The 15,421-nt window shown below is 73.1% G+C and carries 16 protein-coding genes and 1 pseudogene; 7 read left to right on the top strand and 10 right to left on the bottom strand.

What is annotated here, in order from left to right:
• Positions 1–163 precede the first annotated feature (163 nt).
• A complete protein-coding gene (locus tag P3T27_RS03595) occupies positions 164–1,831 on the top strand; it encodes a metallophosphoesterase family protein (protein WP_280674242.1) in 1,668 nt (555 codons plus the stop codon).
• 66 nt (positions 1,832–1,897) lie between these two features.
• On the opposite strand, the gene P3T27_RS03590 is transcribed toward P3T27_RS03595, so the two are convergent.
• A complete protein-coding gene (locus P3T27_RS03590; protein WP_280674241.1) occupies positions 1,898–2,230 on the bottom strand; it encodes a YnfA family protein in 333 nt (110 codons plus the stop codon).
• 52 nt (positions 2,231–2,282) lie between these two features.
• The gene (locus P3T27_RS03585; RefSeq protein WP_280674240.1) at positions 2,283–3,497 is read right to left on the bottom strand and encodes a pyridoxal phosphate-dependent aminotransferase; all 1,215 of its coding nucleotides are present in this window, start codon (positions 3,495–3,497) and stop codon (positions 2,283–2,285) included.
• Positions 3,498–3,595: 98 nt separating this feature from the next.
• Here P3T27_RS03585 and P3T27_RS03580 point away from each other — a divergent pair.
• Positions 3,596–3,949 (top strand): annotated as a pseudogene (locus tag P3T27_RS03580) (helix-turn-helix domain-containing protein); the annotation flags it as partial.
• A gap of 127 nt (positions 3,950–4,076) precedes the next feature.
• Positions 4,077–4,874 carry an SGNH/GDSL hydrolase family protein gene (locus tag P3T27_RS03575; protein ID WP_280674239.1) on the top strand — a complete coding sequence of 266 codons (798 nt, stop codon included), beginning with the start codon at positions 4,077–4,079 and terminating at the stop codon, positions 4,872–4,874.
• Here P3T27_RS03575 and P3T27_RS03570 read toward each other — a convergent pair.
• Complete coding sequence (locus P3T27_RS03570; protein ID WP_280674238.1) at positions 4,865–5,578, bottom strand: GNAT family N-acetyltransferase; 714 nt, start codon at positions 5,576–5,578, stop codon at positions 4,865–4,867. The two genes, P3T27_RS03575 and P3T27_RS03570, sit on opposite strands and share 10 nt — an antisense overlap.
• Before the next feature lie 163 nt (positions 5,579–5,741).
• Here P3T27_RS03570 and P3T27_RS03565 point away from each other — a divergent pair, with 163 nt between their 5' ends.
• Together P3T27_RS03565 and P3T27_RS03560 are read left to right on the top strand one after the other, a co-directional pair.
• Positions 5,742–6,680 carry a pentapeptide repeat-containing protein gene (locus P3T27_RS03565; protein ID WP_280674237.1) on the top strand — a complete coding sequence of 313 codons (939 nt, stop codon included), beginning with the start codon at positions 5,742–5,744 and terminating at the stop codon, positions 6,678–6,680.
• Between the two features lie 65 nt (positions 6,681–6,745).
• Complete coding sequence (locus P3T27_RS03560; protein ID WP_280674236.1) at positions 6,746–7,213, top strand: nuclear transport factor 2 family protein; 468 nt, start codon at positions 6,746–6,748, stop codon at positions 7,211–7,213.
• Between the two features lie 33 nt (positions 7,214–7,246).
• Here P3T27_RS03560 and P3T27_RS03555 read toward each other — a convergent pair whose 3' ends face one another.
• The 5 genes from P3T27_RS03555 to P3T27_RS03535 all read right to left on the bottom strand — a co-directional run bounded on the left by P3T27_RS03555 (position 7,247) and on the right by P3T27_RS03535 (position 10,379).
• Positions 7,247–7,981 (bottom strand): tyrosine-protein phosphatase, encoded by a 735-nt coding sequence (locus tag P3T27_RS03555; RefSeq protein WP_280674235.1) that lies wholly within the window; start codon positions 7,979–7,981, stop codon positions 7,247–7,249.
• Between the two features lie 10 nt (positions 7,982–7,991).
• The gene (locus P3T27_RS03550; protein ID WP_280674234.1) at positions 7,992–8,645 is read right to left on the bottom strand and encodes a TetR family transcriptional regulator; all 654 of its coding nucleotides are present in this window, start codon (positions 8,643–8,645) and stop codon (positions 7,992–7,994) included.
• 85 nt (positions 8,646–8,730) lie between these two features.
• The gene (locus tag P3T27_RS03545) at positions 8,731–9,054 is read right to left on the bottom strand and encodes a hypothetical protein (RefSeq protein ID WP_280674233.1); all 324 of its coding nucleotides are present in this window, start codon (positions 9,052–9,054) and stop codon (positions 8,731–8,733) included.
• The gene (locus P3T27_RS03540; protein ID WP_280674232.1) at positions 9,051–9,551 is read right to left on the bottom strand and encodes a DUF6232 family protein; all 501 of its coding nucleotides are present in this window, start codon (positions 9,549–9,551) and stop codon (positions 9,051–9,053) included. The genes P3T27_RS03545 and P3T27_RS03540 overlap by 4 nt, the downstream gene beginning before the upstream one ends.
• A 126-nt stretch (positions 9,552–9,677) precedes the next feature.
• Positions 9,678–10,379 (bottom strand): NAD(P)H-binding protein, encoded by a 702-nt coding sequence (locus P3T27_RS03535; RefSeq protein ID WP_280674231.1) that lies wholly within the window; start codon positions 10,377–10,379, stop codon positions 9,678–9,680.
• A 114-nt stretch (positions 10,380–10,493) separates the two neighbouring features.
• Here P3T27_RS03535 and P3T27_RS03530 point away from each other — a divergent pair, with 114 nt between their 5' ends.
• Entirely contained in the window at positions 10,494–11,207 is a 714-nt protein-coding gene (locus P3T27_RS03530; protein ID WP_280674230.1) for a TetR/AcrR family transcriptional regulator, read from the top strand.
• A 51-nt stretch (positions 11,208–11,258) separates the two neighbouring features.
• On the opposite strand, the gene P3T27_RS03525 is transcribed toward P3T27_RS03530, so the two are convergent.
• Both P3T27_RS03525 and P3T27_RS03520 read right to left on the bottom strand, forming a co-directional pair.
• Positions 11,259–12,158, bottom strand: a complete 900-nt coding sequence (locus P3T27_RS03525) for an aminoglycoside phosphotransferase family protein (RefSeq protein ID WP_280674229.1) — start codon at positions 12,156–12,158, stop codon at positions 11,259–11,261.
• Positions 12,159–12,318: 160 nt separating this feature from the next.
• Positions 12,319–12,756, bottom strand: a complete 438-nt coding sequence (locus P3T27_RS03520) for a PPOX class F420-dependent oxidoreductase (protein ID WP_280674228.1) — start codon at positions 12,754–12,756, stop codon at positions 12,319–12,321.
• 167 nt (positions 12,757–12,923) lie between these two features.
• On the opposite strand from P3T27_RS03520, the gene P3T27_RS03515 reads away from it, so the two are divergent.
• Complete coding sequence (locus P3T27_RS03515; RefSeq protein WP_280674227.1) at positions 12,924–15,398, top strand: Tex family protein; 2,475 nt, start codon at positions 12,924–12,926, stop codon at positions 15,396–15,398.
• The last annotated feature ends 23 nt before the right edge of the window (positions 15,399–15,421 follow it).

The following is a 15,421-nucleotide window of genomic DNA, read 5'->3' as shown; positions in this document are numbered from 1 at the left end:
TCAGATCGCCCGCCGGGCCGGGGCCATGATCCGGGGTCGGTCCGGCGTGAGCACGGTCTTTGCCTGATCATGGTCGAACGTTGGTGTTCGAGTGAACGGCACGTTGTGGCCCGTTCACCGCGCGTCCGTGTGCGGTCAACGCGCCACTGGAAGAGTCCCGCGCATGGATATCCCTCACATGGGCGTGCCGGCCAAGCTCGCCGACCGCATGAGCATGGCCGAGCAGCACGAGTACCTGCGGGCGCGCTTCTCCCGCCGCCGGATGCTGCGCGCCGGCGCGGTGACCGTGGGCGCCGTCGCCGTCGGCGGCGCGCTGGGCGGTGGAACGGCCTTCGCCGCGCCGGCGAGCCCGCAGCTGCTGACCGGTGCCACGACGGCCGGCGTCGACGGTTCGATGGTCGCGCCGATCGGGCGCCACCTCCAGTTCGGCCCCGAGCCGGACACCCAGTTCCGTGTCTCCTGGCAGGTCCCGGCCCCGGTCAAGAAGCCGTTCCTGCGCTTCGGCAAGACTCCGTGGGAGCTGAGCCACAAGGTCCAGGCCGAGGTCCGCGCCCTGCACACCCCGGCGCTGACCCCGAACAGCCAGCCGGTGGACCAGTACTACCTGCACGTGGCGCTGGAGGACCTGCACCCCGACACCACGTACTACTACGGTGTCGGCCACGAGGGCTTCGACCCGGCCTCGCAGCAGCAGATCTCCACCCTGCACACCTTCCGCACCGCGCCCTCCCGCGACCACCGCTGGGGCAAGGTCTACGAGCCGTTCACCTTCACCGCCTTCGGCGACCAGGGCGTCAGCTCGCACGCGGCCGGCAACGACCACGTCATCCTGGCCCAGAACCCGTCCTTCCACCTGCACGCGGGCGACATCTGCTACGCCGACCCGGCCGGCTCCGGCACGGACCCGGACAAGTCCGTGTACAACGCCCGGACCTGGGACGACTTCCTGGTCCAGACCGAGACGGTCGCGGCCACCGTGCCGTGGATGGTCGCCTACGGCAACCACGACATCGAGGCCTGGTACTCGCCCAACGGGTACGGCGGCGAGAACACCCGCTTCTTCCTCCCGGACAACGGCCCGGACCCGCGCAAGGTCCCCGGCGTCTACACCTTCCGCTACAAGAACGTCGGCGTCATCTCCCTCGACGCCAACGACGTCTCCTACGAGATCCCGGCCAACCTGGGCCTCTCGGCGAACAAGCAGACCACGTGGCTGGAGCGCACCCTCAAGGACCTGCGCAACGACGAGACCATCGACTTCGTCGTGGTCTTCTTCCACCACTGCGCCTTCTCCACCACCGTCGCGCACGCCTCCGAGGGCGGTGTCCGCGAGGCCTGGGTGCCGCTGTTCGAGAAGTTCCGGGTCGACCTGGTCATCAACGGCCACAACCACATCTACGAGCGCACCGACGCGATCCTCGGCAACAAGGTCTCGAAGCAGGTGCCGAGCGGCGCCACCATCGAGCCGGCGAAGGACGGCGTGGTCTACGTGACCGCAGGCGCGGCCGGCCGCAGCCTGTACAAGTTCGACGTGTCGGACACCTACGAGGGGCACGAGAACCACCAGGACGAGGTGAACACCTACTACTGGGGCAAGGGCAGGGTGAAGGTCCCCGAGACCATCCAGTGGTCGCGGGTGCGCTACACCGGCTACTCCTTCATCAAGGTCGACGTCACCCCGGCCCACCTGGGCCAGAAGTCGTCCATGAAGGTCACCGCGCTGGCCGAGGACGGCACGCAGATCGACAACTACACCATCCTGCGCAAGGTCGGCGAGGGTTGGGACTCCGACCACGACGACGACGGCCAGGGCGGCGGCTGGGGCTGGTAGTCCCCGCACCGGTCCCGGTGGCGCCTGAACCGGCGTACGAGGCCCCGGCGTCGAGCGGTCCGCTGCTCAGCGCCGGGGTCCGTACATGATCACCGCGACCCCGGCCAGGCAGATCAGCGCGCCCACCACGTCGTACCGGGTCGGCCGGAAGCCGTCCACGACCACGCCCCACAGCAGCGACCCGGCCACGAACACGCCGCCGTACGCGGCCAGCACCCGGCCGAAGTGGCTGTCCGGCTGCAGCGCCGCCACGAAGCCGTACCCGCCGAGCACCACCACCCCCACCCCGGCCAGCCACCACGGCCGCTGCTCGCGCACGCTCTGCCAGATCAGCCAGCAGCCGCCGATCTCGGCGAGCGCGGCGAGCACGAACAGGGCGACGGAACGCAGGACGGTCATGACCGGTCAGCCTAGGTGTTGCCGAGGTCCGGCAAGATCGGCCGGACAGGCCCTAGCTCTGGCGGTAGGTGGCCAGGAAGCGGCCGATCCGGTTGATGGCCGTCTCCAGGTCGTCGGCGCGGGGGAGGGTGACGAAGCGGAAGTGGTCCGGGCGGGGCCAGTTGAAGCCGGTGCCCTGGACGACGTGGATCTTCTCGCGGAGCAGCAGGTCCAGGACGAACTGCTCGTCGTCGACGATCCGGTGGACCGCCGGGTCGAGCCTGGCGAAGACGTACAGGGCGCCCTTGGGCTTCACGCAGCTGACGCCGGGGATCTCGTTGAGGGCCTTGAAGGCGACGTCCCGCTGCTCGGTGAGCCGGCCGCCGGGCAGCACCAGGTCGTTGATGGACTGGTGGCCGCCGAGCGCGGCCTGGACGGCGAACTGGGCGGGCACGTTGGGGCACAGGCGCATGCCGGAGAGCATGGTCAGGCCCTCCAGGTAGTCGGTGGCGTGCTGCTTGGGCCCGGAGACGACCAGCCAGCCGCTGCGGAAGCCGGCCACCCGGTAGGCCTTGGACAGGCCGTTGAAGGTGAGGGTGAGGACGTCGTCGGCGAGGGCGGCGAGGCAGTGGTGCTCGGTGTCGTCGTAGAGGATCTTGTCGTAGATCTCGTCGGCCAGGACCATCAGGTGGTGGCGGCGGGCGAGGTCGAGGATGCCCTCCAGCAGTTCCCTGGGGTAGACCGCGCCGGTGGGGTTGTTGGGGTTGATGACGACGATGGCCTTGGTGCGGGCGGTGATCTTGGCGGCGATGTCGTCGAGGTCCGGGTACCACTCCGCCTGCTCGTCGCACAGGTAGTGCACGGCCTTGCCGCCGGCCAGCCGGACCACGGCCGTCCACAGCGGGTAGTCCGGCATCGGGACGAGCACCTCGTCGCCGTCGTCGACGAGCGCGGTGACGGCCATCTGGATCAGCTCGGAGACGCCGTTGCCGAGGTAGACGTCGTTGACGCCGACCCCGTTCACGCCGCGCTGCTGGTAGTACTGCACCACCGCGCGGCGGGCCGGCAGGATGCCGCGCGAGTCGCTGTAGCCGTGTGCCCCGGGCAGGTTGCGGATGATGTCCTGGATGATCTCCTCCGGCGCCTCGAAGCCGAACGGGGCCGGGTTGCCGGTGTTCAGCCGCAGCACGCTGTGCCCGGCCTCCTCCAGCGCGTTGGCCTGGTCGACCACCGGGCCGCGGATCTCGTAGCACACGTCATTCAGCTTGCTGGACTGTCGAAACTCCATCTGCGGCCTCCGGACCGTCACCACCCGCATCATTGCTGTTGCTTTGTTCTACCAAGTTGGCACTTGGAAAGTCCAACCTTTTGGCTATGCTGATCCACATGTCACGCCGAAGCTACGACCAGTACTGCGCCGTCGCCCGCGCCCTGGACGCGGTGGGGGAGCGCTGGAGCCTCCTGATCGTCCGTGAACTCCTCGGCGGCCCGCGCCGCTACACCGACCTGCACGCCGACCTGCCCGGCGTCTCCACCGACATCCTCGCCGCCCGGCTCAAGCAGCTGGAGGGCGACGGTCTGGCCCTGCGCCGCCGGCTCGAACGGCCCGCCAACGCCACGGTCTACGAGCTCACCGAACGCGGCCGCGAACTGCGCCCGGTGATCGAGGCGCTGGGGGAGTGGGGCCTGCCCGCCCTCGGCGAACAGCGGCCCACCGACGCCGTCCGCGAACACTGGTTCACCCCCCGGAAGACGGACGACGAGGCGGCCGTCGCGGGGTGAGCGCCGGGGCCCCGGGCGGCGCCCGGACCGGCCGCGCGTACCATCGTCGGGCCACGGAGCAATCGGAGGAGAGCGGAGACCGCCCGTGCCCACCACCTACCGCAGTTACGTCGCCGTCGGGGACTCCTTCACCGAGGGCATGGGCGACGAGCTGCTGTCCGACGGCCACTACCGCGGCTGGGCGGACCGGGTCGCCGACGTGCTCGCCGAGGAGGTCCGGGGCCGGGTCCACGGCGGGGAGGCTCCCGCGTTCCGCTACGCCAACCTCGCCGTCCGCGGCAAGCTCATCGGCCAGATCCACGACGAGCAGCTCGCCGCCGCCACCGCGATGGGCGCCGACCTCGTCACCCTCGCCGGCGGCCTCAACGACGTGCTGCGTCCCGGCTGCGACATCGCCCGGGTCGAGCGGCTGCTCGGCCGCTGCGCCGGCGGGCTGCGCGCCACCGGCGCCACCGTCGTGCTGTTCACCAGCACCGACCCCACCCGGCGGATGGCGGGCAGCGCCCGGCTGCTGCCGGCCATCCTGCGGATGAAGGCCTTCGTGCACGAGCTCGGCCAGGACGAGGGCGTCGCCGTCGTCGACCTGTTCTCCGCCCCCTGCTTCGACGACCGCCGGCTCTGGGCCGAGGACCGCCTGCACCTGTCGCCCGAGGGCCACCGCCGGGTCGCCGAAGGGGTGCTGGAGGCGCTCGGCCGCCCCGCCGCCTTCGACTGGCGCGCCCCGCTGCCGCCCGCCGCCCCGCGCGGCCGGGCCGAACGGCTGCGCGCCGACGCCCGCTGGCTGGGTGGCCACCTCGGCCCGTGGATCGGCCGCCGGCTCACCGGGCGCTCCTCCGGTGACGGCCGGCCGCCGAAGCGGGCCGAGCTGCTGCCCTACCGCTGATCCGCCTCCGGGTGGTCGCTCTCCGGGCGGTCCGTCGCCGGGTGCTCCGTCTCGGGCTGCTCCGCCGTCGGCTCGAAGGCCAGGCTCGCCATCGGGGAACGGGTGGCCCAGCCGAGCGAGGCGTAGAGCGCCTGGCCGTCCGGGGTAGCGACCAGTACGCCGGTGTCGGCGCCCGCCTCCCGTCCGGTGTGCTGCAGCGTCCGCATCACCAGGGAGCCCAGGCCCCGGCGCTGGTGCCCGGGCGCGGTCAGGATCTGGTCCGGGACGGCCACGGTGCCGGCCAGGCCCGCCTGGCCCCGCGCGGCCAGGTGCCCGGCGTCGGTGCGGACCAGCGTCCGGACGACCCCGCCCCGGCTCCAGGTGGTCACGGTGTAGCCGGCCGGCGCCTCGGGCCGCTCGGCGGCCAGCGGGGCGCTCATCAGGTACCCCGGGGCGTCCAGCCGCCACTGCGGGCCCAGCCAGGACCGGGCGACGGCGTCCTCGGTGAACAGCTTCAGCCAGGTGCCCGGCGCGGTGGTGGTCTCGGCGATCTTGCGGACGTCCGCCTCGGTCGGTTCGGGCAGGACGTGCCGGGCGACGTGGCCGACCGCGCCGACGTCGATCGTCCAGCCCCAGGGCTCGTCCACCGGCTCGGCCGCGCCGCGCGAGACGGTCCAGCCGGCGATCCACATCCGGACGAGCTCGTTGATGCTCGGGTCCTGCACTCCAGCCCCCGTGTGTAATAGGTCCACTGTCGATTGACACCTTACCGGTGGCGGGCCGGGGGTGGCCAGAGGAAAGGCGGGACGCACCGGCCCGGCACAGTAGGCTTGCCGGGTTCGACGCACCGGACCGGACGGTGCCCCGATGGTGGAAGGACCACGCGACGTGAGCGAGACCGAGCCGCCGCAGCACCCCACGGCGGCTCAGCCGACCGCACTGCGCTCCGACTGCGGCAGCTGCTTCGGCCTCTGCTGCGTCGCCCTGCCGTTCGCCGCCGGCGCCGACTTCGCCGTCGGCAAGGCCGCCGGCAGCCCGTGCCGCAACCTGCAGACCGACTTCACCTGCGGCATCCACGAACGGCTCCGCGACCAGGGCTTCCCGGGCTGCACCGTCTACGACTGCTTCGGCGCCGGGCAGCGCGTCTCCCAGATCACCTACGGCGGCCGCAGCTGGCGCGAGGAACCCGCCGACGCCAAGCCCATGTACGACGTCTTCCCGGTGGTGCGGCAGCTCCACGAACTGCTCTGGTACCTCACCGAGGCGCTCGGCTACGCCCCCGCCCGCCCGGTCCACGCCGAACTGCGGCAGGCCCTGGAGCAGACCGACCGGCTCGCCGGCGGCACCCCCGAGGAGATCCTCGCCGTCGACGTCCCCGCCCACCGGCAGCGCGTCAGCGACCTGCTGCTGCGCGCCAGCGAACTCGTCCGCGCCGCCGTCCCCCGCCGCCGCGAACACCGCGGCGCCGACCTCTTCGGGGCCCGCCTGCGCGGCGCCGACCTGCGCGGGGCCAACCTGCGCGGCGCCCTCCTCGTCGCCGCCGACCTGGCCGGCGCCGACCTGCGCCTCGCCGACCTCGTCGGCGCCGACCTGCGCGATGCCGACCTCGCCGGCGCCGACCTCACCGAGGCCCTCTTCCTCACCCAGGCCCAGCTGAACGCCGCCCGCGGCGACGCCACCACCCGCCTGCCCGCCGCCCTCACCCGCCCCACCCACTGGCCCGCCACGGCCCCCACCCCGACGGCCGCCCCCACCGGCGCCCGCGCCCCGCGCAAGCCGCACGCGGCCGGCAAGCCGCGCACCGGCGGCAAGGGCCGGCGGCGCTAGCGCGGGCCTGACACGCCCTGGAAAAGGGCTTGCCCGGCAGCGCGGCGTGGTTGATACAAAGGGGCATGGACGACGAGACCCTCACCCCGATCGACCGGATGCTCGCCGAACGCGCCTGCGAGCGGATCGTCGTGGACTTCATCCACCGCCTCGACCTCGGGGAGCCGGGTTCGGTGGCCGAGCTGTTCACGCCCGACGGCGTCTGGTCCTGGCCGCACGGCGACCGCCGGGTCGAGGGCCGGGAGGCCCTGCGGGCGTACTTCGCGTCCCGGCCGGCGGACCGGCTCTCCCGTCGCCTGATGACGAACATCCTGGTCACGGTGGAGTCCGCGACGACGGCCCGCGCGGTCTCCTACCTGACCACGTACCGGGTCGACGGGTACGCAGGCGGGATGATCGAGCCCCGCCTCCCGGCCAACGTCGGCCACTACGAGGACACCTTCCGCGCGGTCGACGGCAGCTGGCTCCTCGCGACCCGCACCGTCTTCCTCCCCTTCGGCGCCGACACGGCGCGCCTCCCCGCCGCAGGCTAGGGCCTGTCCGGCGCAGGCCCGCGCGGCGCGGGGTCAGGCGGTGAGCAGCCGGGCCCGGAGGGCGGCCAGCTGGTCGCGGTCGACGCCGAGGGTGCCGGTGACGTAGCCCTCGACCGAGCCGTAGCGGGTGGCGAGGTCGGCGAGGGCGAGGCGGACGACCGTCTCCGGGGCGCGTCCGTAGCCGGGCCAGCGGAGGGTGCGACCGGGGTGGGCGGCGTGCCACTCGGCGATGAAGTGCGGGGTGGCCAGTTCGGTGCGGGCGAAGTCGGCGGCGATGTCGTCCTCGTGGACGCCGAGCAGGGTGAGGACGAGGGCGGCGACGAGCCCGGTGCGGTCCTTGCCGGAGGCGCAGTGGAAGGCCAGCGGCGCCTCGGCGGCGGTGATCACGTCCAGGGCCTCGCGGATCTCCTTCACCCCGTCCTCGGCGACCTCGGCGAAGCGGTCGGCGAGGTAGCGCCAGGGGTCGACGTCCGGGTCGATCTCGGCCTGGTCGTACGGGCGGTGCTCGATCGAGAGGTTGTGGTAGGTCAGCCCGTCGAAGTCGGGCACCCGGCCCTTGGCGGCGATCTCCCAGGGGTAGCGGAGGTCGATCACGGTGCGGACGCCGAGGGCCTGGAGCCGGTCGAGGTCGGCGGGCGAGGTGATCTTGCCGAGCGAGTCGGAGCGGTAGAGCAGGCCCCAGCGGACGGACCTGCCGTCGGCGGCGGGATAGCCGCCCAGGTCGCGGAAGTTGTGCAGCCGTTCGAACGTGAGGTGACGCGTTGTCATGCGTGGCACTCTAGCCAGCGGCGCCTTCGTGCCCGGTGCCGCCGTATCCGGCGCCGAGGAGGCGGAAGGCGCGGTCGGCGTTGCTGACGGCCTCGGCGTGGAGTTCGTCTGCGGTCCGGCCGTCGTTCCGGATCCGGTGCCAGTTGTGCTCGGCGAGGACGCGCTGGGTGGCGGTGACCTGGGCGGCGAGCAGGGGGGCGGTGAGGTGTCGGGGCGGGGCCAGGTCGGGGGCCTCGCGCAGCGCCCGGGCGAGGGACCCCTCGGCCCGGGCGAGGTATTCGGCGCCCCGGGCGGTCAGGCTGGGGGTCGCGTGGATCAGGGCGCCGAAGGCCAGGACCTCCGGATGGTCGTTGAGCCCGGTGATGGGGTCGCGCCGGGCGAGCCCGTCGAGGAAGTCCCGGTGCAGCGCGGCGAGCACCGGTTCGCCGGCCGCCCGGCCGCGGACGACGTCGGCGGCCTGCTCCTGGTGGTCGGCGAACCGGTGGACGACCAGGTCCTCCTTGGTGGGGAAGTAGCTGAACAGGGTCGGCTTCGACACCTCGGCGGCGGCCGCGACGTCCGCCACCGAGACCCTGTCGAAGCCGTGTTCCAGGAAGAGCGCGATGGCGGCCTCGGAGATCGCCCGCCGCGTCCGCTCCTTCTTCCGTTCCCGCAGTCCGCTCATGGGGTCAGGCTAGCAGCAGTACTTGACCTGGGCAGTTTCCTGACCCGGTATGACATTTTCCCCTGGTCGCCCGCCGCGCCGCCGCTCAGGAGCTCAGCGAGTCCAGGATGCGGCGGATCGACTCCACCACCGGGGCGCCGGCGGCGGCCAGGGCGGCGACGCCGGAGATGTTGCGCAGGGCGCGCCGCAGGGTGGTGGGCGGGGTGGTGTGCCCGTCGCCGATGTCCGCCAGCGACTCGTCCAGCACCTCACGGTCCTCGGCCGGCACCTGGTCGCGCAACTGGCGTACGGCGGCGATGAGTTCGCGCATCGCGGCCTGCGGGTCGGCCGGGCCCTGGTGCTTGATGATGCCGATGTTGTGGTCCCCGTGCTGGGTGACCGAGTCCCCGAAGTGGATGCCGCCGCTCACAGGCCGACCTTCTTTCCGATGTTGTGGTCGCCGTACTGGTTGATCTGGTCGCCGATGTGGACGTTCTCCACCTGGAGCGCGAACTCGGCCTGGGGGTTGTCGATCGCTTCCATGATCAGCTGGATCAGGTTGCCGACCTGCTGGGCGTCGTGGCTGACCACCGCCGTGTTCGAGGAGCTGGAGGTCTCGATGACCAGCTGGTACACCGTCCGCATCCGCAGTCGCTTCACCAGTCGGTGGAGGCTGACCGCGAAGAGCGCGAGCATCACCACGCCGATCACGTTCTTGGTCGTGCCCTGGTTCGCGCCGCTCCCGAGCAGCGAACCGAGGACGGCGGTGGCCACCAGCAGGCCGATCACCTGCCGGATGAACCGGATGATCACCCGCGAGCGCTTGGGCGGCAACAGCTGGAACTGCCGGGCCCTGGCGATGTTGTGGAGTGGGTACGCGTCGCCGCCCACCCACAGCACTCGTCGGCTGACTCTGACGTCGATCACACTGCTTCTGCGTGCCAAGTTCCGTCCCCCTACCCGTAGTGGCGGGGAGAACCATAGCAACGGCCGCCGACGGCGGTGGCGGCACTCCCGCCGCCGCCGCCGGAGGCCGTCGCCGCTGACCGTCGCTCAGTAGCCGATGGTGAAGCGGCGCTGGACGAACCGGGGGAGTTCGGCCTCGTCGACGAGGGCGACGGCGGCGTCCTCGGCGGAGATCCGGCTGAGGCCGTCGGCGTCCAGGACGGGCTGGTCGCCGCCGATGCGGAAGCGGCCGGTGCGTTCCCCGGGGGCGATCTGCTCGGCGGGGCTGAAGTAGGTCCAGAGCCGGTTGGAGGTGCGCAGGACGTTCAGGGCGTCGCGGTGGCCGCGGACGGCGGCGGCGTACCCGCGGGGGAGCCCGAGTTCGTCGAGCGCCTCGTGGAGGAGGTCGTCGTGGTCGGCGCGGACGACGCCGGGGGAGATTTCGAGGCTGCCGGCGCCGCCGATGACGATGAGCCGGGTGCGGGGGTGGCCGTCCAGGGCCTTGAGCAGGGCGCGGGCGGCGGTGGCGTAGACGGTGGGGTCGGCGATGGAGCGTTCGATGGTGTCCATGATGTCCCGGGCGCCGTTGCCGGGCTGGAAGCCGCTGATGAGGACGTCGAGGCCGGGCAGGGCGGCGGCGATGCTCTCGGCGTCGAGGGCGTCGAGGCTCGCCCAGGTGAGGTTCTCCCGCTGGTCGTCGATGGCGGAGGCGTCGCGGCTGAATCCGGTGACGCGGTGTCCGCGGCCGAGGGCTTCGGTGACGATCCGGCTGCCGATGGTGCCGGTGGCTCCGATGACTCCGATGTGCATGGTTCTCCCCTTGGTCATGCCGGTGGACGGCCTGAGAATCTCACGCCGTGCGAAAACTATACGGCGTGAAGTTTTTGAACGGCAATCAGCAAGGTGACGCTGTAGAGTGAGCGCATGGCAGGCACCCGAGGCACTGGACGACGCGAGCGGCTGCGGGCCGAGACGACCGCCGAAATCAAGGGCACCGCCCTGGAGTTGATGGGTTCGGGCGGGCCCGACGCGATCACCCTGCGGGCGATCGCCCGCGAGATGGGCATGACGGCCAACGCCATCTACGGCTACTTCGCCACCCGGGACGACCTGGTCACCGCACTGATCGCGGACGTCTACACCGCGCTCGCGGACGCCGTCGAGGCCGCCTGGAGCGCCGCCCCGGCAGACGATCCGGCGGCCGGGATCCGGGCCTGGGCGCACGCCTTCCGCGGCTGGGCGCTGGCCAACTCCGAGGGCTTCCGGCTGATCTACGGCGACCCCGTCCCGGGCTACCGCGCCCCCGAGGGCGGCGCCGCGCCCGACGCCGCCCAGCGGGTCTGCGTCGGCATCGCCGGCCTCGCGGCGGCGGCCTGGCCGCAGGCCGGATCACCGGGCGCGGACGACGACTTCACCTGGGCGGACTTCGATCCCGGCCTGCTCGGCAAGGTCCGCCCGGCCTTCCCCGGGCTGCCCCCGGCCGGCGTGGCGCTGGCCCTGCGGATCTGGGGCCGTCTGCACGGCCTGGTCTCGCTGGAGGTCTACGGCCACCTGCGGGCCCAGACCACCAGCCCGGACCGGCTCTTCGGCGCCGAACTGGCCCAGCTGGTCCGCTCCTTGGGCCTCGCGGCGGGCTAGGTGTTCTGTCCGGCGTCGCGGGCCCGGCGAGATCCGCCGGGCAGGCCCTGATCAGACGCTGCGGTCGGCGAGCACCTCGCGGACGACGTGGCGGGCGTTCGCGGTGAGGCCCGGGTTGGTGTGGCGGTAGTAGGGGATCGTCACCAGCGCGATGGAGAACGCCCAGGCGCGGCCGCGGCCCCACATGGCGTCGTCCGCGCCGAGTGCGGCGCGGAAGGCGGGACGGGCGGCGGCGGGCAGCAGGTTCCAGGCGACGATCAGGTCGGCGGTGGGGTCGCCGACGCCCATGAGGCCGAAGTCGATGACGGCGCCGAGCCGTCCGGCCCGGTTGAGCAGGAGGTTGCCGGGGGTGAGGTCGCCGTGCATCCAGGTGGGCGGGCCGTCGTACTCGGGCAGGCGCAGCGCCTTGTCCCACAGGGCGGTCGCGGCCTCGGCGTCGATCGCCCCGGCGAGTTGGGCGATGGCCGCGCGGGTGGAGCCGTCGCGGGAGGCGAGCGGGGCGCTGCGGTGGGCGGCCGGGCCGCCGGCCGGGTTGACGGCGCGCAGGGCGTTGACGAAGGCGGCCAGGTCGCGGGCGAGCGCGCCGGGTGCGGCGACTGCGCCGGCGGTCGGGTTGACGCCGTCGAACCAGCGGAGCACCGACCACTCCCAGGGGTAGCCGGCGGCGGGCCGGCCGACCGCGAGCGGTGCGGGTATCGGCAGCGGAAGCCGGGGCGCCAGCTGGGGCAGCCACTGCTTCTCGCGGCGGACGTCCCCGGCCGCCCATTCCACCCGGGGGAGGCGGACGGCGAGGTCGGGCCCGAGGCGGAACATCGCGTTGTCCGTCCCGGTGGAGGCGACCGGTGTGACCGGGCGGCCGACCCAGTCCGGGAACTGGGCGGAGATCAACCGCCGCACCAGGGCCGCGTCGATGACCAGTTCGTCGGGGTGCATCCGGGTGGCAGCGCACATGCCCGGCAGCGTACAGCGCGGATCGCCGCCCTTCAGCAGCTTTCCCGAACCCGTCCTTCCTCGGCCCGGATCCCGACGCGCGCTCGACGCGCGCTCGACGCGCGTCCGATGTGCGTCCGAGGTGCGCCGGTTGGGCGCCGGTTGGGTGCCGCCGGGAGGCTCAGCCCAGGGTGACCCGCACGCCGATCGTCCCGCCCCGGCCGAAGCGCAGCACGTTCGCGGTGAGCGCGATCGCGCAGAGCGGCCCGTACTTGCGGCGCAGCAGCTTCCGGTAGGCGGGCGCGCGGTCGGGGTCGAGGACGGCGGTGGCCGGGACCTGCTCGCCGAGCAGGTTGCCGCGGATGTCGCTCGGCCCGACCAGCACGTCGGAGCGGTTGCGCAGCCGCTTGACCTTTCCGGTACGGGTGACGGTGGTGAAGACCAGTGCGTCGCCGTCGCGTGCCACCCAGACCGGGGTGGGCACCGGGGTGCCGTTTCTGCGGTGGGTGGTGAACAGCAGGTACTTGGCGGCGGCGAGCGCGTCCAGCCGGGGGGAGACGTCCGGTGAGCCGGGGGCGTTCAGCGCGGGGGAGGCGTCGAGCGGGCGGGAGGTGTCCATGCGCGTCAGCGTAGGAAGGCACAACGGGGGCCTGCTTGAGTCTGGTTGGGGCCGCGGGCCGCGGCCGCCACGCCCGGGTGCCCCGGGTGCGGCCGGGAGCTGTCCCCGGCACCTGCCAGAATGCAGGGCGTACGGCGAACGCACTGAAGGAGAAGGTGACCGGCTTCGTGACCACGCCAGTCGAACAGGTGGCCCGGCAGGCCCAGCAGGCGATCGAGCGCAAGATCGCCGAGGAGCTGGGTGTCCGCGAGGGGCAGGTGAAGGCGGCCGTCGATCTGCTCGACGGCGGCTCGACCGTCCCCTTCGTGGCCCGCTACCGCAAGGAGGTCACCGGTTCCCTCGACGACGCCCAGCTGCGCGCCCTGGAGGAGCGGCTGCGCTACCTGCGCGAGTTGGAGGAGCGCCGGGCGGCCGTCCTGGAGTCGATCGCGGCCCAGGGCAAGCTGGACGACGCGCTGCGGGCGCAGGTGCTGGCCGCCGACTCCAAGGCCCGGCTGGAGGACATCTACCTGCCGTTCAAGCCGAAGCGGCGCACCAAGGCGCAGATCGCCCGCGAGGCCGGCCTGGAGCCGCTCGCCGACACCCTGCTCGCCGACCCCTCCCAGGACCCGGCCGCGCTCGCCGCCCGGTACCTGAACGAGTCGGTCGCGGACCAGGCCGCCGCCCTGGAGGGCGCCCGGGCGATCCTGGTCGAGCGCTTCGGCGAGGACGCCGACCTGGTCGGCTCGCTGCGCGAGCGGATGTGGACCCGCGGCCGCCTGGTCGCCACCGTGCGCGACGGCAAGGAGCAGGACGGCACCAAGTTCGCCGACTACTTCGACTTCGCCGAGCCGTACACCCGGCTCCCCTCGCACCGCATCCTGGCGATGCTGCGCGGCGAGAAGGAGGAGGTGCTGGACCTCGACCTCTCGCCCTACGACGGCGAGGAGGGCGACCTGCCCGGCGAGAACGACTACGAGCGGCGGATCGCGGCCCGCTTCGGCATCGCCGACCACGGCCGCCCGGGCGACAAGTGGCTCGGCGACACCGTCCGTTGGGCCTGGCGCACCCGGGTCCTGGTCCGGCTCGGCATCGACCTGCGGGCCCGGCTGCGGGCCGAGGCCGAGGACGAGGCGGTGCGGGTGTTCGCCGCCAACCTGCGTGACCTGCTGCTGGCCGCCCCGGCGGGCACCCGCGCCACCATGGGCCTGGACCCGGGCTTCCGGACCGGTGTGAAGGTCGCGGTGGTGGACGCCACCGGCAAGGTCGTCGCGTACGACACGATCTACCCGCACCAGCCGGCCAACAAGTGGGACGCCGCGCTCGCCACCCTGGCGGCGCTGGCGAGGAAGCACGACGTCGACCTGGTCGCGATCGGCAACGGCACCGCCTCCCGGGAGACCGACAAGCTCGCCGAGGACCTGCTCCAGCGCCACCCCGAGCTGAAGCTCACCAAGGCGATGGTCAGCGAGGCCGGCGCCTCGGTCTACTCGGCCTCCGCGTTCGCCTCGCAGGAGCTGCCGGAGCTGGACGTGTCGATCCGCGGCGCGGTCTCCATCGCCCGCCGCCTGCAGGACCCGCTGGCCGAACTGGTCAAGATCGACCCGAAGTCGATCGGGGTCGGCCAGTACCAGCACGACCTGAGCGAGGTGAAGCTCTCCCGCTCGCTGGACGCGGTGGTCGAGGACTGCGTCAACGCCGTCGGCGTGGACGTCAACACCGCTTCGGCGCCGCTGCTCACCCGCGTCTCCGGCATCACCGGCACGCTCGCCGACAACATCGTGTCCCACCGCGACGCCAACGGGCCGTTCCGCACCCGCAGGCAGCTCAAGGACGTCGCCCGGCTCGGCCCGAAGGCCTTCGAGCAGTGCGCGGGCTTCCTGCGCATCCCCGGCGGCGACGACCCGCTGGACGCCTCCAGCGTGCACCCCGAGGCGTACCCGGTGGTGCGCCGGATCCTCGCCTCGACCGGCGGGGAGCTGCGCGAGCTGATCGGCAACGGCGAACGGCTGCGCGCCCTGCGCCCGGGCGACTTCGCGGACGACGTCTTCGGCATCCCGACCGTCACCGACATCCTCGGCGAGCTGGACAAGCCGGGCCGAGACCCGCGCCCGGCGTTCCGCACCGCGACCTTCAAGGAGGGCGTCGACAAGATCGGCGACCTGGAGGTCGGCATGGTGCTGGAGGGCGTGGTCACCAACGTCGCCGCGTTCGGCGCCTTCGTCGACGTGGGCGTCCACCAGGACGGGCTGGTGCACGTCTCGGCGCTGTCGCGGACCTTCGTCAAGGACCCGCGCGAGGTGGTCAAGCCGGGCGACATCGTGAAGGTCCGGGTCGTCTCGGTGGACGTGCCGCGCAAGCGGATCGGGCTGACCCTGCGGCTGGACGACGAGGCCGGCCGCGAGCGGGGCGGTGACCGGGGCGACCGCGGTGCCGAGCGGGGCGGCGACCGGGGCCGGGGCGGCGAGCGCCAGGCCCGCCCGCCGCGCCAGGACCGGCGGGGCGGCCAGGACCGGGGCGGGCAGGACCGGCGCGGCCAGGGCGGCGGCGGTTCCGCCGGCGGCGCTCCGGTGGCGAACAGCGCCATGGCGGACGCGCTGCGCCGGGCGGGCCTGACCGGCGGCGACGGCGGTTCGGGGGACCGGCGCTCCGGGCGGCGCTGAGCACGGGGACGTGCGGACGGCGG

The sequence above is a fragment of the Kitasatospora sp. MAA19 genome, assembly GCF_029894125.1.
GTDB lineage: Bacteria > Actinomycetota > Actinomycetes > Streptomycetales > Streptomycetaceae > Kitasatospora.
Note: the sequence above shows the minus strand (reverse complement) of the source record. Positions and strands in the feature narration are given on the sequence as shown.